Below are 16,858 nucleotides of genomic sequence, written 5' to 3'. Positions count from 1 at the left end.
CGGTTCTGGTCGCGACCTCTCCCCTGGCGGCGGCCGCGCGGTCGAGGGCAGTGATGTTCGGTGACGTGGCGTAAACGACACGCCGGCACACCATCTGGTGTCACCCATCCCGGCCGATCCCATATATGGTGTTGCTCGCAGCTGGTTCGGCCGGCCCCTCGGGGACGGCCGTGGCAACAGGGAACCCGGTGGGAATCCGGGACTGCCCCGCAGCGGTGAGTGGGAACGACCGCCGTCATGAGCACTGGACCGCACGGTCTGGGAAGCGACGGCCAGTAGGCGACCCCGGGTGAAACCGGGTCAGGCCCGCGAGTCCGAAGACCTGCCAGCGCACCGCGCGCCGCCCGGCGCGCGGTGGTCGGAGGCCGCGCGGGACGGCCGACGCCGTGGACCAGTCCTCGCGGCCTGCCGCCGCACGTCTGGTGGCGTCCCCCCGTGCGTTCGTTCGACGTTCGGCAGCGGTGAGGAGGGGGACACATGGCGATCGCGCAGGAGCAGGCCGAGCCCGGTCAGGTGGCGCCGGAGCAGCGTCGGCACGTGATGCAGGTCCGCAAGCGCAACGGCGATCTGGAGCCGGTTGACGTCAACAAGATCGTCAAGGCGGTGGAGCGGTGGGTCGCCGACCTGGACGAGGTCGACCCGTTGCGGGTGGCGACCAAGACGATCAGCGGTCTCTACGACGGGGCGACGACGGCCGAGCTGGACAAGCTGTCGATCCAGACGGCGGCGGAGCTGATCGGGGAGGAGCCGCAGTATTCGAAGCTCGCGGCCCGGCTGCTGGCCGCGTTCGTGGACAAGGAGGTACGCGGGCAGGGGGTCGCCAGTTTCAGTCAGTCCATCGCGTACGGGCACGCCCAGGGCCTGATCGGCGACGAGACCGCGGCGTTTGTCAACCGCAACGCACGCAAGCTCGACGACGCCGTCGACGCGGACGGTGACCTGCGGTTCGAGTACTTCGGTCTGCGCACGGTCGCCGACCGGTACCTGCTGCGCCACCCCGAGACGCGGCTGGTCGTGGAGACGCCGCAGTACTGGCTGCTGCGGGTCGCCTGCGGGCTGTCCGAGACGCCGGCCGAGGCGATCGGCTTCTACCGGCTGATGTCGTCGCTGGCCTACCTGCCGAGCTCGCCGACGCTGTTCAACTCCGGCACCCGGCACACCCAGATGTCGTCGTGCTTCCTGGTCGACTCGCCGAAGGACGAGCTGGACTCGATCTACGAGCGGTACCACCAGGTCGCGAAGCTGTCGAAGTTCTCCGGCGGGATCGGCATCTCCTGGTCGCGGGTGCGCGGCCGGGGCGCCCTGATCCGCGGCACGAACGGAAAGTCCAACGGGATCGTGCCGTTCCTCAAGACGCTCGACGCCGGCGTCGCCGCGGTCAACCAGGGCGGCCGGCGGAAGGGCGCGGCCTGCGTGTACCTGGAGCCGTGGCACCCGGACGTCGAAGAGTTCCTGGAGCTGCGCGACAACACCGGCGAGGAGGCCCGCCGCACGCACAACCTGAATCTGGCCAACTGGATCCCGGACGAGTTCATGCGCCGCGTCGAGGCCGACGAGGACTGGTCGCTCGTCGACCCGTCCGACGCGCCGGAACTGCCGGATTTGTTCGGCGAGGAGTTCGACGAGGCGTACCGGGCCGCCGAGAAGAAGGCCGTCAAGACGGTCAAGGCCCGGGAGCTGTACGGGCGGATGATGCGGACCCTCGCGCAGACCGGCAACGGCTGGATGACGTTCAAGGACCGCTCGAACGCCCTGTCGAACCAGACCGGTGCGCCCGGCAGCACCATCCACCTGTCGAACCTGTGCACCGAGATCCTCGAGGTCAACAGCGACGACGAGACCGCGGTGTGCAACCTCGGCTCGATCAACCTCGGCGCGCACGTCACGGCCGGCGGCGTCGACTGGGAGAAGCTGCGTGAGACGGTCCGCACCGCGGTCGTGTTCCTCGACCGGGTCATCGACATCAACTACTACCCGTCGGCGCAGGCGGCGGCGTCCAACCCGCGCTGGCGGCCGGTCGGGCTGGGCCTCATGGGCCTGCAGGACGCGTTCTTCACCCTTCGGCTGCCGTTCGACTCCGCCGCTGCCCGAGAGCTGTCCACCCGGGTCCAGGAGGAGATTTTCCTGACCGCGCTGGAGACGTCCGCGGATCTCGCCGGGCGGTTCGGGCCGCATCCCGCGTACACGCAGACCCGCGCCGCCGGCGGTGTCCTGCACCCCGACGTGTGGGGTGCCCCGGCCGAGGGTGAGCGCTGGGCGGCACTGCGGGCCCGGATCGCCGCGACCGGGCTGCGCAACTCGCTGCTCATCGCGATCGCGCCGACAGCGACGATCGCGTCGATAGCCGGCTGCTACGAGTGCATCGAGCCGCAGGTCTCCAACCTGTTCAAGCGCGAGACGATGTCCGGAGAGTTCCTCCAGATCAACACGTATCTGGTCCACGAGCTCAAGGCGCGCAGGCTGTGGACAGCTCCGATCCGGGAGCAGATCAAGCGGGCCGAGGGCTCCGTGCAGGGGATCGCGGAGCTGCCCGCCGACGTGCGGGAACTGTTCCGCACCGCGTGGGAGCTCCCGCAGCGGGCCCTGATCGACCTGGCCGCCGCCCGCGCACCCTACATCGACCAGTCGCAGTCGCTGAACCTGTTCATGAGCGCGCCGACCATCGGCAAGCTCTCCTCGATGTACCTCCATGCATGGAAGTCCGGGCTGAAGACGACCTACTACCTGCGGTCCCGCCCGGCGACGCGTATTCAGCAGGCCACCGTGGCCATCGCACCAGCGGCGGTCGCGCCGGCCCTGGCCGTCTCCGGCGCCGAGGCGCTGGCCTGCTCCCTGGAGAACCCCGAGTCGTGCGAGGCATGCCAGTGACCACCATCCCCGAATCCCGCATCAACGCCGATGTCCGGGCCATGCTGCTCGATCCCGGCATGGACCTGACGCTGCGGCCGATGCGCTATCCGCGGTTCTTCGACCGGTTCAAGGACGCCATCAAGAACACGTGGACCGTCGAGGAGGTCGACCTGCACGCCGACCTCGCCGACCTGCCCAAACTGTCCCCGGCGGAGCGGCACCTGGTCAGCCGGCTGGTCGCGTTCTTCGCCACCGGCGACACGATCGTCGCCAACAACCTGGTGCTCAACCTGTACCAGCACGTCAATTCGCCCGAGGGGCGGCTCTACCTGTCCCGGCAACTGTTCGAGGAAGCCGTTCACGTCCAGTTCTACCTGAACCTGCTCGACACCTACGTGCCCGACGAGGCCGAGCGGTTCGCGGCGTTCGCGGCCGTGGAGAACATCCCGTCGATCGCCCGCAAGGCCGAGTTCTGCTTCAAGTGGATCGACTCGATCTTCGAGCTGCGCGAGCTCAAGACCCGTGAGGACCGGCGGGCGTTCCTGCTCAACCTGATCTGTTTCGCCGCCTGCATCGAGGGCCTGTTCTTCTACGGCGCCTTCGCCTACGTGTACTTCCTGCGCTCCCGCGGCCTGCTGCACGGCCTCGCCTCCGGCACCAACTGGGTGTTCCGTGACGAGTCGATGCACATGGCGTTTGCGTTCGACGTGGTCGACACCGTCCGGGCCGAGGAACCGGACCTGTTCGACGCCGAAATGGAACGGCAGGTCCGGGAGATGCTGGCCGAGGCCGTCGAGTGCGAGGCGCAGTTCGCCGCCGACCTGCTCGAGCAAGGCATCTCGGGGATGTCGCCGGCGGACATGCGGGAATACCTGCAGCACGTCGCCGACCGGCGGCTGGCTGTGCTGGGTATCACACCGATGTACGGCAGCCGGAATCCGTTCGCGTTCATGGAACTCCAGGACGTCCAGGAGCTGTCGAACTTCTTCGAGCGCCGCGTCTCGGCCTACCAGGTCGGGGTGACCGGCACGGTCAGCTTCGACGACGACTTCTGACCGGACGCGTGGTGCCGCTGTCCTGCCCGGTACCGCCGGGCAGGGCGGGCACCTGCTCGGGCACCGCCGCCGAACCCGTACGATGAGCGGCACCTCGAGGGAAGGGACAGTGGCGTGACGACCGCCCCCTCGCGGTCGCCCGGCCCCTACCAAGGAGTGACAGATGGTGAACGCCGAATCCACCGCTTTCCGCGCCGCGTTGGAGGCCGTCCGCGCCGTTGAGCCGCGGATCGCCGACGCGATCGCGAAGGAGCTCACCGACCAGCGCGAGTCGCTGAAGCTGATCGCCAGTGAGAACTACGCCTCACCCGCGGTGCTGCTGGCCATGGGGAACTGGCTCTCCGACAAGTATGCCGAGGGCACGATCGGCCGCCGGTTCTACGCGGGCTGCCAGAACGTCGACACCGTCGAGTCGGTTGCCGTCGAGCACGCCAAGGCCCTGTTCGGCGCCCCTTACGCCTACGTCCAGCCGCACTCCGGCATCGACGCCAACCTGGTCGCCTACTGGGCGATCCTGGCCGACCGGGTCGAGGTGCCGCACCTGCGGAAGTTCGAGAAGCGTCAGGTCAACGACCTGTCCGACGCCGAGTGGGCGCAGCTGCGGGCCGCGTTCGGCAACCAGCGCATGCTCGGCATGTCCCTCGACGCCGGCGGCCACCTCACCCACGGCTTCCGCCCGAACATCTCGGGCAAGATGTTCGACCAGCGCAGCTACGGCGTCGACACCGCCACCGGCCTCATCGACTACACGGCGCTGCGCGAGACCGCGCGCGAGTTCAGGCCCCTCGTGATCGTCGGCGGCTACTCGGCGTATCCCCGCAAGGTGAACTTCGCGACCATACGTGAGATCGCCGACGAGGTCGGCGCCACGTTCATGGTCGACATGGCGCACTTCGCCGGCCTGGTCGCGGGCAAGGTCTTCACCGGCGACTTCGACCCGGTGCCGCACGCCCACATCGTCACGACCACCACGCACAAGAGCCTGCGCGGGCCGCGCGGCGGCGCTGTGCTGGCCCAGCCCGAGCTGGCCGACCAGGTCGACCGTGGCTGCCCGATGGTCCTCGGCGGCCCGCTCAGCCACGTCATGGCCGCCAAGGCCGTCGCGTTCGCCGAGGCCCGCCGTCCCGAATTCGCCACGTACGCCCGGCAGATCGTCACCAACGCCCAGGCGCTCGCCGAGGGCCTGCTGTCCCGCGGTGTGAAGCTGGTCTCCGGCGGCACCGACAACCACCTCGTGCTGCTCGACGTCCACCCGTTCGGCCTCACCGGCCGGCAGGCCGAGCAGGCCCTGCTGGACAGCGGTGTCGTCACCAACCGCAACGCCATCCCGCAGGACCCGAACGGCGCCTGGTACACGTCCGGCATCCGGATCGGCACACCGGCCCTGACCAGCCGCGGTCTCGGCGCGGCCGAGATGGACCAGATCGCCGAGCTCATCCACACCGTCCTGACCGGCACCGCGCCGGCCGACGGCTCCAAGGCCAAGTACCGGCTCGACCCGGCCCTCGCCGACCGGGTCGGCAAGCAGGCCACCGAGCTGCTGGCGCCGTTCCCGCTGTACCCCAGCGTCGACCTGGACGAGGGCGCGGGTGCCGAACCGACGTCGGCCACCGGCTGAGGAGGCCTGCCGGCGCTGACGGTCGCCGCGTGTTGCGATCTTCACATCGATTGACATCATGTGACGCCGGCCGTAGCGTCCGGAACGAAGCGTGACGGTGGCAGGAAGCCGGTGCAAGGCCGGCGCGGTCGCGCCACTGTAACCACCATCCGGTGGGAGCCAGACCCGGCCGCCGTCACGGACACCACTCGATGGGACGCGCAATCCCGCAGGAGGCCGCATCAGCATGGCTACCATCTCGGCTCTGCCCACCCCGGCCGCGGCGCCGGCCCCGATCCCGTTCCGGCAGGTCCTGCCCTGGGCCGCCTTCGGTATCGTGCTCGCCGTCGTGCTGCTCTACTTCGTCGGCGCCGAGCAGGGCATCACCTCGGTCATCTCCGGCGAGACCGTCCACGAGTTCGTCCACGACGGCCGTCACCTGCTCGGGTTCCCCTGCCACTGAGACAGGGGGAGCCCGATCATGCTGTCTGCCCGCACTCTGCTGGTCCGTGGGATGCTTGTCGGCGCGGCCGCCGGCGTCGCCGCGTTCCTCTTCGCCTACCTCTTCGGCGAGAGCCCGATCAACGACGCGATCGCGTTCGAGGAGGCCCACGCCGCACCGTTGCCGCCCGGTGAGCACGAGCACGAGCTGGTCAGCCGCACGGTGCAGAGCACCGTCGGACTGGCCACCGCCTCGATCGTCTACGGCATCGCGCTCGGCGGTGTCTTCGGCATCGCCGTCGCGCTCACGGTCGGCCGGTTCGGAAAGGTCAGCGCCCGCGCCACGGCCGGGCTGGTCGCGCTCGCCGGGTTCGTCGGGGTGGCGCTCGTGCCGTTCTTGAAGTATCCGGCCAACCCGCCGGCCACCGGCAACCCGGACACGCTGCAGCAGCGCACCGGCCTGTACTTCCTGATGGCCGTCATCGGTGTCGCCGTCGTCATCGGGACCGCCGTCGTGGGCCGGTCGTTGCGGCCGCGGCTGGGCACCTGGAACGCCGCGACCGTGGCGATCGTCGGCGCCGCGGTTGTCGTCGGCGCGGCCGTCGCCCTGCTCCCAGCGGTCAACGAGGTGCCCGACGGGTTCTCCCCGGTGCTGCTGTGGCAGTTCCGGCTGGCGTCACTGGGGACCCAGGCGGTCACCTGGGCCACCCTGGGGCTGTTGTTCGGCTATCTGACCGAACGCAGCCTGCGCACCTCCACCGCGGTCACCGCGCAGCCGGTCGCCGCCTGATCGTCCCCGGTGGGCGGCCGACGCCGCCCACCGGGTATAGCTAGCACTACCAGAAGACTCGATCCAGCGCCCTGGTTCGTGCCGGTCGTCCTCGCCTAGCTTGGGCGCATGACGTCGACCACCACGCTGCTCAGGGCGGTGATGCAGCCCCGGTTCCTCACGTCGGCGTGGCCCTGGCGCGGGATCGCCTACACCGCGACCACGGCGGTGGCATCAGCTCTGCTGTGGCTGGTGCTCTCCTGCCCGCTGGCTCCGCTGGCCTTGGCCGTCGAGGTGCTGCGGACCGAGCGGATGAGCCCGGGCGAGGAAGCGCCGCTCCGGTGGGCCGGCACCTACGTGTTTGTCGCAGCCGTGCTCGGTCTGATCGGTGTGGGCCTGCTCGCGCTTGTGGGGCCGAAGCTGGCCCTCGCCGTGGCCGGCGTGGAGCGGTGGCGGTTGCGGCTGGCGGACGACGCCCCGCCGCTGTCGCGACGCAGCGGCAGCCTGTATGCCGATCCGGCCACGTGGCGTGCGGTGGCATACCTGCTGCTTCTCGGCATTGTCGCGCCGGTGTGGCTCGGTGTGCTGGCCCTCGCCGGCCTGCTCGTCGTCTCCACGCCGTTCGCGGTGCACCACCGTGTGGTCAGCATGGACTCGATGGCGAACACGGCCGGGCGCGCTGCTTTGGGCCTGGTGTTGATCCCCGTTGTGCTCTACCTGACCGCGGCGTTCGGTGGCGCGCATGCCGCGCTCGCTCGGTTGCTGCTGTGCTGCGAACCCGACCCGGCCGCGGCCGAGCTGGTCGAGGTGACCCGGTCGCGGGCGCGGCTGGCCGACGCGTTCGACGCCGAGCGGCGCCGCATCGAGCGTGACCTGCACGACGTCGCCCAGCAACGGCTGGTGAGCCTGACGATGCAACTCGGCCTCGCCAAGCTCGACCTGCCGGACGACTCGCCCGCGGCGGTCGCGGTGGCCTCGGCGCACGCGCACGCCAAGGCGCTGATGGTGGAGCTGCGTGACCTGATCCGCGGCATCAGCCCACGGACGCTGCGTGAGCTCGGACTGCGGGCCGCGGTCGAGGAACTCGCCGCCGGCAGCCCGATCCGGGTTCACGTCGAGGCCGACCCGGATCGGTTCACACCGGCGGTGGAGACGGTGGCCTACGCCGCGGTGTCGGAGGCGCTCGCCAACGCCGTGAAGCACGCCGCCGCCGCCGAGGCCGCCGTCACCGCCCGACGATCCGGCGACATGCTGACGGTCCAGGTGCGTGATGACGGGCGCGGCGGTGCCGACCCGTCGCGCGGATCGGGCATCACGGGCCTGGCCGATCGGGCGGCCGCGGCCGGAGGCCGGCTGCTCATCTCCAGCCCGCCCGGCGGGCCGACGATCCTGCGGGTGGAGTTGCCGTGCGCGTCGTGATTGCGGAGGACTCCGTCCTGCTCCGTGAAGGGCTGGTCGGGCTGCTGTCCCGGTTCGGCTTCGAGGTTGTCGCCGCGGTCGGTGACGCCGCCGCTCTGGTGGCGGCTGTGGGAGAGACCACGCCCGACCTCGTCATCACCGACGTGCGCATGCCGCCGGGCTTCACCGACGAGGGGCTGCGGGCCGCCGTGGCCTTACGCGCGGCCCACCCTGGCCTCGCCGTGGTTGCGCTCAGCCAGTATGTGCAGCACAGCTATGCCGGCGAACTGCTCGGCTCGGGTCAGGGCCGCGCCATCGGCTATCTGCTCAAGGACCGCGTGGCCGACGTCGCGGAGTTCGCCGACATGCTGCGGCGAGTGGCCGAGGGCGGCACGGTCGTCGATCCCGAGGTGGTGCGTCAGCTGATGCTGCGCGGCCGTGACCCGCTCGACCACCTGTCGCCCCGCGAGCGCGAGGTGCTGGCGCTGGTCGCCGAGGGCCACTCAAACGCGGCGATCGCTCGCATCCTCATGTTGACCGAGGCTGGTGTGGGCAAGCACATCGGCAGCCTCCTCGCCAAGTTGCACCTGCCGGTCAGCGACGACACGAACCGGCGGGTCCTCGCCGTTCTCACGTACCTGCGGGGTCAGCAGTGAGCGACGGCCGGGACAGACCGTGTGCGCCCGGGTGGCTTGCAGCGCTGTAACGCTCCGCGGGTCGCCGGCGAAACCGCGGGCCGGCGTATTCAACCGGCGGCCCGCAGGTCGGCGTGCCGTGTACCCACTCGAACGAGTCGAAGGAGTCTCCTTGCACAGTTCCGCAGTCCCTTCGCGATCGGCAGGTCGCGCACTCACTACGCTCGTCGCCCTCGCTGCGGCCCTCGTCGCCGCCTTCGTCGTCGCCCCGGCCACGCTGGCGGCGGGCGGATCGGACGGCGGCTTGGCCGGCAAGCGCCACCTCACCGAGGCCGTCCGCGCGGCGTTCGTCGAGTATTGGCGTAGCGGCGAGCGGGATCTCTCCCCGGGTTTGGAGAGGGTGGTCGACTACTGGTTCCGCTACCACGTGGCCAAGGCCGTGATCGCTGCGATCCTGCTGATCGTGCTCGTCGCGATCGGGGTTCGTCTCTGGAAGGCTTTCCTGAGGGGCGGCGGTCTCGCGGCGGGACGGAGGGTGGCGCTCGCGTCGGCCGGCGTTCTTGTCACGATGCTCGCGCTGTTCTCGTCGGTGATCGTGATGGCCAACGTCCAGGGTGCGGTAGCGCCGCTCGCCTCGCTGTTGCCGATGCTGGCGGACGGCGCAACCGACGGAGCGCTCGCCGATACGCTGGCGCAAGTCACGCAGCGACTGGCTGACGCTCAGAGTGCGGGTGGCCAGACCCCGCCTGCCCTCCAGGTGATGATCAGTGATTTTGCTCGGTATCACGTGGCGATGGCCGTGGTTGCCGCCATCGTGGCGGTCGTCCTCGTCGGCGTGAGCGTGGTGTTGTGGAAGAGGTTCGCGAGAACCGAGTCGTCCGACAGGCGGACGAGGCGTGTGCTGGGGGCGTTCGGTGTTCTCTCGGTGTTGCTGTCGCTGCTCGTGATGGTCGTCGCCGTGGCGAACACGACCACCGCGGCAGACTCGGCGCCGGCACTCCTGGCCCTCTTCGAAGGCGGATGGTGACGCACCTTGAGACGCTCCCGGTGGTCGACCCGATCTGCCCAGCGTCTCGGCACCACGGCCTTACACCGCGGTCAGCGCCTCGGTCGGTGCGAGACGGGCAGCGCGGACGGCCGGATAGAGTCCCGCCACCGCGCCCACGACGACCGTCGCGCCGATGCCGGCCGGCACGGCCCAGGCGGGCAGCGCGATCGGCCAGCTGCGGCTGACGGCATAGGCGGCGGTGATCAGCGTGCCGAGCACCACCCCGGTCACCCCGCCGAGCGTCGACAGCACCGCAGCCTCGGTGAGGAACTGCAGCCGGATCTGGCCGCGCGTGGCGCCGAGCGAACGGCGCAGGCCGATCTCCGCGCGCCGCTCCAGCACGGTGATCACCATGGTGTTGGCCACGCCGACGCCGCCGACGAGGAGGGCGACCGCCCCGAGGCCGAGGAGCAGGCCGTTGAACGCGCGTTCGGTGGCGAGCCTGGCCGCCAGCGCGTCGGAGGGCCGGGAGACCGCGACCTCGTAGGGCGCCGCCGGGTTGGCGGTCGAGGCCAGCACGTCGCGGACGGCGGTGACCTGGGCATCGGCCGCACGCAGGTAGATCGTGGTCGGGTGAGCCGCGGTGCCGAGGTACGTCCGGGCGGCGGACGTGCCGATCAGGGCGGCGCTGTCGAGCTCGGGCAGCAGCGTGACCGGGGCGAGGATGCCGACGACTGTGAAGCCCTCACCGCCGACACGCACCACCATCCGCGGGTCGGGCGTGGTGATCCCGAGCCGGCGGGCGGACTCGGCGCCGAGCACCACCGCCGGGAAGTCGGCGGTGGCCGGATTGAGCCAGGCGCCGCGCGCCACGGTCGCACCGACCGTCTCGGTCAGGTCGAGGTCGACGGCGAAGGGCAGGATGCCGTTGGTCTGCTGCGCCGGCACCCGGTCGTTGCGGTAGACGTGCACGTCGTCGGGCAGCTTGCGCAGTGCGGTCGCCCCGGTCACCGGTCCGATCCGCTCGATCATGCCGACGGCGCCGTCCGGCAGCACCGCATGGTCGGTGGCGCTGACCCGCAACAGGTTGGTGCCCAGCGAGTCGAGGGTCTGCCGCAGGTCGGCCCGGCCGGAGCCGGAGATGCCGACCACGGCGAGCATCGCGGCGATCCCGATCGCGATGCCCAGGGCCGACAGCGCGGCCCGCGACGGCCGGGAGCGCAGGCCGACGGCGCCGAGCCGGAGCACGTCGCCGGCCGCGAGACGGCTCATCCGGCCACCACGCCGTCGTGGACGCGGATGCGGCGGGGAAGCAGGTCGGCGAGCGCGTTGTCGTGAGTGATGACCAGCACGGTGGTACCGCCCGCGTTGAGGGCTCGCAGCAGGTCCATGACGGATGCTCCGGCCGCGCTGTCGAGGTTGCCGGTCGGCTCGTCGGCCAGCAGCAGCGCCGGCTCGCCGATCACCGCGCGAGCGATCGCCACCCGCTGGCGCTCGCCGCCGGAGAGCTCGTGCGGCCGGTGGCGGGTCCGGTGTGCGAGCCCGACCCGGTCCAGCGCCGCCGCGGCCCGCGTGCGGCGCTCCTTGCGTCGCACGCCCGCGTAGAGCAGACCGTCGGCGACGTTGTCGAGGGCACTGACCCCCGGCGCGAGGTGGAACTGCTGGAAGACGAACCCGATCGACGCCGCTCGCAGGGCCGACAACGCGCGGTCGCCGAGCGTCGCGACGTCGTGCCCCGCGACGGTGACGCGGCCCTCGGTCGGCCGGTCGAGCGTGCCGATCAGATTGAGCAGCGTGGACTTCCCCGAGCCGGACGGACCCACGATCGCGGCGAGCTCACCACGACCGACCGTGAGGTCCGCACCACGCACGGCGGTGACGTTTCCCGGGTACGTCTTCGTGACGCTCCGAAGCTCCACAACCGTCACCGGGCCGTCCTCACGGTCATGCCCTCGCGGATGTCGGGCCCGCTCACCTCGACGCGGCCGTCGGCGAACAGGCCGGTGGTCACGGCGACGATCCGGCTCGTGCCGTCCCCGACGATCTCGAGGCCGTAGCCGCCTTCGGCGAGCGCGATCAGGGCGCCGACCGGCACGGCCAGCACGTCCTTGCGGGTGGACGCGACGAACCGGACGCGAGCCGCGCCGTCGCCCGGCACGGCGAACGCCTTGGCGTCGTCGGCGGCGATGATGACCTCGACCACGGGCTCCGGTGCGGACGCGGCGGTCTCGGCGTCCGGCGTCCGGACCGACCGCACGCTCCCGGCCGTCCTCGACCCGTCGGACAGCTCCACGGTCACCTTCGTCTGCACCGCCGCCAGGCTCGCGCTGCGCGCCGGCAACAGCGCGGTGACGAGCCGGGCGGTCTCGGTGAAGGTGAGCAGCGGTCCCTCGGCGACCCGACCGGCCGTGACGACGTGTGACGCGACCCGGATCGGGCCCGGTGCGTAGACGACCCGGCCCAGTTCGACGGTCCCGGTCTCCGGCAGGCCGAGATCGCGCTGCCAGCGCTTGACGGCCGTGGCGGTCGACGCGGTGTATTCGTCGTCGACGGTGAACCCGGTGTAGCCCAGCGCTTTCAGGTTGGTCTCGAACTGCTTGACGTCGGCCCCGACGGATCCGCCGCCCGGTGCGGGACCCGGGGAAGTGGCACGGTCGGGCGCCGCCGGCGCGGCGAGGTCGCGGTACGCCGGCAGGGTGCCGTAGAGGAGTACGACCGGCCGGTCGTCGATCCGTACGGCCGCCGCACCGCGCTCGATCGTCGTGCCCACTGCCGGCAGCGCCGTCACCGTGCCTTTCAAGCGGCTGACCAGTTCCTGTTCCGGGCCGTGGCCGAGTTTGCCGGTCACCACCATCACGTCGGCCAGCGTCGTGCGGGTGATCGTGGTCGTCCCGGTCTCCGGCGTGGGCGCGGTGGCCGGGTCCGACGACCGTGCGACGGCCACCGCCGCGACCGCGACCAGTGCCGCGGCGCCGACCGCACCGGCGGCGAGGAGTGAGCGCCTCATCGGTTCTCGGGAAGGTTGTTGGCCGGGTCGTCGTACAGGTGCCGGCACTTCGCCACCGCGTCCCGGTATTCGGGGGTCGAGCGGTACGAAACGTCGGTCGGGCTCTGGACCACGCCGTTCTCGTCGGGGATCGGCTCGTCGATCCCGTGGCTGCGCATGCAGTCGAAGTAGGGCCGGGACCGTTCGATCTCCGCCTGGTCGATTCTGACCGGCCAGGTCGCCGGCAGGAACTGCTTGCACTTGTCGTGCGCCGCCATGCGCGCCAGCATGGTCTCGGCGGGAACCCCGGGCTTGATCGCGTGGGCCGTGACGAGCGGCTCGCCCTCCACCGGGTCGGGCGTCGCGGCCCCGTTCTCGGTGAGGCAGCGCGTGTAGCGCAGCGCCTTGTCGTAGTCGCTCTCCTTGGTCGCCGCCGACGGGCCCGCCGACCCGGAGGCCGACGGTTGTCGCGCGCTCGCCACCTCAGGTGCCGGTGGGGACGACGAGCACGCCGCGAGACCCAGGAACACAACCACGAAGACGACGGCGCGTCTCACCGTTCACTCCCGACTGAGTCGACGATCGCCACGTGCTCGACGGCCTGGCGGATCAGGATCCGCGGCGCCGGTTCGGTGGCCTGACTGGGCAGCGTGAGCCGGAGAATCGTCCGGTTCACGCCGAGATAGGCAAAGGTCGTCCGGTCGAAGATCAGCTCGGTCTCCGCATCGCGGCTGCGGGAGGCGAGCGCGACGCCCGAACGTCCGGTCACGTCGACGACGTCGCGCCGCACGGTGACGCCCGGGATCCGCCCGACCGCCGCGAACACCGCCGCCTGTACCGCCGGTGCGTGCTGGCTGAGGTACAGCACCCGGGCGGCGTTGTCGAACGCCTGGTCGTCGCTGCTGCCCGACCGGCGGAGGTAGGCGAGCATCGCGTCGGCGTCGACCGGCAGGCCGGCGCCGGGCTCGGACGCGCACGGCACCCGCCACTGCGGGACGGCGGTGCTCTGGTAGCCGTCCCGGCACCCGGCGACGGTCTCGTCGTGCCAGGCGGCCTGCGGCTGGTCGAGCGGGCGCCGGCGCACCAGGCCGTCGCGGGCGCCGTCCGCCGACCGCCACTCCCGCACCAGGAGCGGACCGTCGTCGGCCGCGGACGGCGCCTGCCCGCCGTGGACGGTCAGGTAGCGCACCACCGACTCGGTGTAGATGAACTGGTCCGGCCGGGCGGACACCGCCGGGGCGGCCGCCGCTCGCTCCGCCGCGAGCTGCGCCACCTCGGCCGTCGCCGGTGGCCGGTCACCGCCGGACCTGGTGAACGCCACCGGGACGGCGATGGCCACAGCGACCGCGGCCGTCGTGGCGCTGACCAGGGCCGGCCGCCACATGCGGGACCAGGACCGGCTCCGCTGGCGCGGCGCCCGGCCGGCCCGGGACAGCACCCGGTGCCGCAGGTCGGCCGGCAGCTGTCCGGCCGGGGGTTTGAGTTGCTCGCCGAGTTCGCGCAGCAGGCGCAGGTCGGGGTCCATCACACCTCACCGGTGGGATCGATGCCGCCCAGCGCGGCGCGAACCTTGCGCCGGGCGCGGTTCAGCCGGGACCGTACGGTACCCAGCGGGATGTCGAGTGCGGCGGCCACCTCGTCATAGCTGAAGTCGCACCAGGCGATGAGCAGCAGCACGTCACGGTCGCCGGCGGAGAGCCGGCCGAGCGCGGCGACGAGCGGGGCGCGGACGGCGGACGCGGTGACGCGGGCCGCGACACGCTCGGCGTGCCCGTCGACGGTGGACTCCGCCGAGGCCCGCAACAGCGCCCGGTAGTGCGTCTTCTCCGCCCGGAAGTGCCGGGCCAGCTTGCGGGTGAGGATGCCGAACAGCCATGGCCGGGCGTCGAGCCGCTCGGGATCGTACGAGTCACGCTGCGTGAAGGCGGCGAGGAACGTGTCGGCGACGACGTCTTCGGCGGTCTCCGCGCCGACCCTCTGGTAGGCGTACCGGTAGAGCTGCGCCGCGTAACGGTCGTAGAGGTCCGCGAACCGGCCCGGGTCCATGCGGGCAGCGCGCATCGACTCCGCGTCGACTCCCGTTTCAGCCCGGATCACGTTAGGTATTTCCACTTCCCCCGGTCCGGGTTCACGGCGTCTGTCCGGGCGCCGCCGTGGCAGCACCACGCACCGCCCTGACAGATCGTGCCGAGCCCGCTTGGCCGGCGATCCCGGCACGGAGTTCGGCATCGCTCATCACCAGATACACCAAGCCGCAGTCCTGCGGACCCGTCGCGCCGGGCTGGCACAGCGTGCACGGTTCACCGGGCCGGACCGGGCAACGCGGCTCCGGCCACCGCGATCGACGATCACTCACCCTTTCAGCATCGTCTCGACCATCGACGCCTGAGTAGAGGCGATGGTCTCTGCCCGGCAGGCCGAGGGCGATGCGGTCCTCGGGCCTGCGGACCGGCCGCCGCGGGCCGAACGGCTGGTCATCCGGATGGCGCCAGCCAGGCGGTTCGGCGTAGCCGCAATCTGAAGTTTCCCCGGACGCCGACCGTCAGGTGCGGCATGCCGGCGCCGTGCGGGTCGGGGCTGGTCAATGATCGCATTATTGAATCACTTGCCTCGATCTGACCCGAGCCCCGCGGCTTCGACGGACGTGCCGCGGCCAGTGCATCTAACGTGTACGCCGAATGAACAGTCACACTCGTTGTGAGTCCGCGTCCGGTTGTGCATATCGCGCACAGCGATCGGTGAAACTCAATGCTAGATACAGCGTGATCCACATGCTAATGTGCGCCCAACGACCGATCCCCTTGATCGCCTGTCGTCAATCTCATCATCGGGGGAGGTGAATCACATGCTCAGCTTCTCCGGCCAGATCGGCACCACGGCCACCGGCGGCCTGACCGTCACGGTCGCACCGGGTGCCTCCACCACCTGCGGCGGCGGCAACTGCTGCTGCACGAGCTGCTGCTCGTGGTAGTGGCCAACCCACATCACGCGCCCGAAACAGTGAAGGGAAACCAGCCATGCTCAGCTTCTCCGGCCAGATCGGCACCACGGCCACCGGCGGCCTGACCGTCACGGTCGCACCGGGTGCCTCCACCACCTGCGGCGGCGGCAACTGCTGCTGCTCCAGCTGCTGCTCCTGGTGATCCGGCCCTAGCCGGGTCACCCCCTGTCCGTACTCGTATCGGAGTGAGATGCCCTACCGCCGCACCAGGGAAGAAGTCGAGGAAGCGCTCAAGGACCACGACTACCTCCGGGCGGTCGGCAGCTTCGCGATGCAGCACACGATTGTGTCGATCTATTCGTCATCCACGGTCGTCCGGACTCCGGACTCTGTGGTGCGGGGTCGATGGGCGACCGGGGATGACGCCTTCGCCGGTGAGGAGCTCCTCCTCAACTACCGCACGGACAACGCCAGGCTGGGCTTCCAGATGGGCATCGGCCGGTTCTACGAGCCGGACGCGGTTCTGTCCTCCTGTCACGCCGACCTCGAGGAGGATCTGCGTGACGTCATCGAGCTGCCGGCCGCGAAACCGATCCGCACGGGCCTGACCGCCGTCGTCACCGAGCGGCGCAGCACCCGCGCGTTCACCGGCGAGCCGATCTCGATGACCGACCTCTCGGCGTTGCTGTTCCACTGCCAGGGCACCACCGGGAGCCTGCCCTACGGCAATCCCGCCGACCCGCACGGCGTGATCCGGCTGCGCACCGTCGCGTCGGGTGGCGGGCTCTATCCGGTGACGTTGTACGTCCACGCCTTCAACGTCGCGGGGCTCGCACCGGGCGCGTACGAATATCTGCCCTACGCCCACGGTCTCTCGCCGGTCGCGCCGCATCCACAGCTGTCCCCGGCGCACGTGCTGCGCTCGCCCGATCTGGACGTCGAGCGCAGCGGGTTCGCGCTGACGTTCGTCTACAACCTCTACGACAACTCGCGCAAGTACGGCGACGGCGGTGTGGTGTTCGGACTCATCGAAGTCGGCGCGATCCTGCAGAACCTGCACCTTGCCCGGACCGCTCTCGGCCTGGCCGGCTGCGACCAGGGCGGCTACGACAAGCAGATGATCGAGAAGATGCTGGATCTGGACGGCCTGACCAGCCACGTCGTGCACGTCACCATGGTCGGGCAGGGAGAGTAGTCA

Annotated in this window: 18 protein-coding genes and 2 riboswitches; of the genes, 10 read left to right on the top strand and 8 right to left on the bottom strand. The window is 70.9% G+C overall.

Translation table 11 applies throughout. The features are described 5' to 3' along the window. The first annotated feature begins 125 nt into the window (after positions 1-125). A riboswitch (cobalamin riboswitch) is annotated at positions 126-344 on the top strand. Positions 345-477: 133 nt separating this feature from the next. The 8 genes from Dfulv_RS31785 to Dfulv_RS31750 all read left to right on the top strand — a co-directional run bounded on the left by Dfulv_RS31785 (position 478) and on the right by Dfulv_RS31750 (position 9,772). Then, entirely contained in the window at positions 478-2,868 is a 2,391-nt protein-coding gene (locus Dfulv_RS31785) for a ribonucleoside-diphosphate reductase subunit alpha (protein ID WP_259857485.1), read from the top strand. Further along, positions 2,859-3,905, top strand: a complete 1,047-nt coding sequence (locus Dfulv_RS31780; RefSeq protein WP_259857484.1) for a ribonucleotide-diphosphate reductase subunit beta — start codon at positions 2,859-2,861, stop codon at positions 3,903-3,905. Before Dfulv_RS31785 ends, Dfulv_RS31780 begins: the two co-directional genes overlap by 10 nt. 163 nt (positions 3,906-4,068) lie before the next feature. Continuing rightward, on the top strand, positions 4,069-5,523 hold the full coding sequence (locus Dfulv_RS31775) for a glycine hydroxymethyltransferase (RefSeq protein ID WP_259857483.1): 1,455 nt from the start codon (positions 4,069-4,071) through the stop codon (positions 5,521-5,523). A gap of 50 nt (positions 5,524-5,573) precedes the next feature. Then, a riboswitch (cobalamin riboswitch) is annotated at positions 5,574-5,711 on the top strand. Positions 5,712-5,749: 38 nt separating this feature from the next. After that, positions 5,750-5,965 carry a CbtB domain-containing protein gene (locus Dfulv_RS31770; protein WP_259857482.1) on the top strand — a complete coding sequence of 72 codons (216 nt, stop codon included), beginning with the start codon at positions 5,750-5,752 and terminating at the stop codon, positions 5,963-5,965. 18 nt (positions 5,966-5,983) lie between these two features. Beyond that, on the top strand, positions 5,984-6,733 hold the full coding sequence (locus Dfulv_RS31765; protein WP_259857481.1) for a CbtA family protein: 750 nt from the start codon (positions 5,984-5,986) through the stop codon (positions 6,731-6,733). Positions 6,734-6,841: 108 nt separating this feature from the next. Continuing rightward, positions 6,842-8,131 carry a sensor histidine kinase gene (locus Dfulv_RS31760; RefSeq protein WP_259857480.1) on the top strand — a complete coding sequence of 430 codons (1,290 nt, stop codon included), beginning with the start codon at positions 6,842-6,844 and terminating at the stop codon, positions 8,129-8,131. Beyond that, positions 8,119-8,766: a response regulator transcription factor gene (locus tag Dfulv_RS31755; protein WP_259857479.1), complete on the top strand. Its 648-nt coding sequence runs from the start codon at positions 8,119-8,121 to the stop codon at positions 8,764-8,766. Before Dfulv_RS31760 ends, Dfulv_RS31755 begins: the two co-directional genes overlap by 13 nt. Before the next feature lie 151 nt (positions 8,767-8,917). Further along, positions 8,918-9,772: a hypothetical protein gene (locus Dfulv_RS31750; RefSeq protein WP_259857478.1), complete on the top strand. Its 855-nt coding sequence runs from the start codon at positions 8,918-8,920 to the stop codon at positions 9,770-9,772. A gap of 60 nt (positions 9,773-9,832) precedes the next feature. Here the strand turns inward: Dfulv_RS31750 and Dfulv_RS31745 are convergent, their stop codons facing one another. The 8 genes from Dfulv_RS31745 to Dfulv_RS31715 form a co-directional block, all read right to left on the bottom strand. Beyond that, positions 9,833-11,005 (bottom strand): ABC transporter permease, encoded by a 1,173-nt coding sequence (locus Dfulv_RS31745; RefSeq protein ID WP_259857477.1) that lies wholly within the window; start codon positions 11,003-11,005, stop codon positions 9,833-9,835. Continuing rightward, positions 11,002-11,661, bottom strand: a complete 660-nt coding sequence (locus tag Dfulv_RS31740) for an ABC transporter ATP-binding protein (RefSeq protein ID WP_259857476.1) — start codon at positions 11,659-11,661, stop codon at positions 11,002-11,004. Before Dfulv_RS31740 ends, Dfulv_RS31745 begins: the two co-directional genes overlap by 4 nt. Further along, entirely contained in the window at positions 11,658-12,740 is a 1,083-nt protein-coding gene (locus Dfulv_RS31735; protein WP_259857475.1) for a peptidoglycan-binding protein, read from the bottom strand. Before Dfulv_RS31735 ends, Dfulv_RS31740 begins: the two co-directional genes overlap by 4 nt. Continuing rightward, positions 12,737-13,276: a hypothetical protein gene (locus tag Dfulv_RS31730; RefSeq protein WP_259857474.1), complete on the bottom strand. Its 540-nt coding sequence runs from the start codon at positions 13,274-13,276 to the stop codon at positions 12,737-12,739. The genes Dfulv_RS31735 and Dfulv_RS31730 overlap by 4 nt, the downstream gene beginning before the upstream one ends. After that, positions 13,273-14,244: a CU044_5270 family protein gene (locus tag Dfulv_RS31725; RefSeq protein WP_259857473.1), complete on the bottom strand. Its 972-nt coding sequence runs from the start codon at positions 14,242-14,244 to the stop codon at positions 13,273-13,275. The genes Dfulv_RS31730 and Dfulv_RS31725 overlap by 4 nt, the downstream gene beginning before the upstream one ends. Beyond that, a complete protein-coding gene (locus Dfulv_RS31720; protein ID WP_259857472.1) occupies positions 14,244-14,816 on the bottom strand; it encodes an RNA polymerase sigma factor in 573 nt (190 codons plus the stop codon). Before Dfulv_RS31720 ends, Dfulv_RS31725 begins: the two co-directional genes overlap by 1 nt. 31 nt (positions 14,817-14,847) lie before the next feature. After that, positions 14,848-15,075 carry a DUF6767 domain-containing protein gene (locus tag Dfulv_RS48950; RefSeq protein ID WP_406567848.1) on the bottom strand — a complete coding sequence of 76 codons (228 nt, stop codon included), beginning with the start codon at positions 15,073-15,075 and terminating at the stop codon, positions 14,848-14,850. Between the two features lie 485 nt (positions 15,076-15,560). Continuing rightward, entirely contained in the window at positions 15,561-15,707 is a 147-nt protein-coding gene (locus Dfulv_RS31715; RefSeq protein WP_259857471.1) for a hypothetical protein, read from the bottom strand. A gap of 29 nt (positions 15,708-15,736) precedes the next feature. Between Dfulv_RS31715 and Dfulv_RS31710 the strand changes: the two genes are divergently transcribed. Beyond that, positions 15,737-15,862 carry a hypothetical protein gene (locus Dfulv_RS31710; protein ID WP_259857470.1) on the top strand — a complete coding sequence of 42 codons (126 nt, stop codon included), beginning with the start codon at positions 15,737-15,739 and terminating at the stop codon, positions 15,860-15,862. 48 nt (positions 15,863-15,910) lie between these two features. Further along, positions 15,911-16,855 carry a SagB family peptide dehydrogenase gene (locus tag Dfulv_RS31705; protein ID WP_259857469.1) on the top strand — a complete coding sequence of 315 codons (945 nt, stop codon included), beginning with the start codon at positions 15,911-15,913 and terminating at the stop codon, positions 16,853-16,855. The last annotated feature ends 3 nt before the right edge of the window (positions 16,856-16,858 follow it).

It is taken from the genome of Dactylosporangium fulvum, assembly GCF_025137375.1.
GTDB classification, from domain to species: Bacteria; Actinomycetota; Actinomycetes; order Mycobacteriales; family Micromonosporaceae; genus Dactylosporangium; species Dactylosporangium fulvum.
Note: the sequence above shows the minus strand (reverse complement) of the source record. Positions and strands in the feature narration are given on the sequence as shown.

What these genes read in the sequence shown, in the direction of transcription:
- Dfulv_RS31785 (WP_259857485.1), top strand. Translation starts at nt 478, where the DNA reads ATGGCGATCGCGCAGGAGCAGGCCGAGCCCGGTCAGGTGGCGCCGGAG.
- Dfulv_RS31780 (WP_259857484.1), top strand. Translation starts at nt 2,859, where the DNA reads ATGCCAGTGACCACCATCCCCGAATCCCGCATCAACGCCGATGTCCGG.
- Dfulv_RS31775 (WP_259857483.1), top strand. Translation starts at nt 4,069, where the DNA reads ATGGTGAACGCCGAATCCACCGCTTTCCGCGCCGCGTTGGAGGCCGTC.
- Dfulv_RS31770 (WP_259857482.1), top strand. Translation starts at nt 5,750, where the DNA reads ATGGCTACCATCTCGGCTCTGCCCACCCCGGCCGCGGCGCCGGCCCCG.
- Dfulv_RS31765 (WP_259857481.1), top strand. Translation starts at nt 5,984, where the DNA reads ATGCTGTCTGCCCGCACTCTGCTGGTCCGTGGGATGCTTGTCGGCGCG.
- Dfulv_RS31760 (WP_259857480.1), top strand. Translation starts at nt 6,842, where the DNA reads ATGACGTCGACCACCACGCTGCTCAGGGCGGTGATGCAGCCCCGGTTC.
- Dfulv_RS31745 (WP_259857477.1), bottom strand. Translation starts at nt 11,005, where the DNA reads ATGAGCCGTCTCGCGGCCGGCGACGTGCTCCGGCTCGGCGCCGTCGGC.
- Dfulv_RS31735 (WP_259857475.1), bottom strand. Translation starts at nt 12,740, where the DNA reads ATGAGGCGCTCACTCCTCGCCGCCGGTGCGGTCGGCGCCGCGGCACTG.
- Dfulv_RS31725 (WP_259857473.1), bottom strand. Translation starts at nt 14,244, where the DNA reads ATGGACCCCGACCTGCGCCTGCTGCGCGAACTCGGCGAGCAACTCAAA.
- Dfulv_RS31710 (WP_259857470.1), top strand. Translation starts at nt 15,737, where the DNA reads ATGCTCAGCTTCTCCGGCCAGATCGGCACCACGGCCACCGGCGGCCTG.
- Dfulv_RS31705 (WP_259857469.1), top strand. Translation starts at nt 15,911, where the DNA reads ATGCCCTACCGCCGCACCAGGGAAGAAGTCGAGGAAGCGCTCAAGGAC.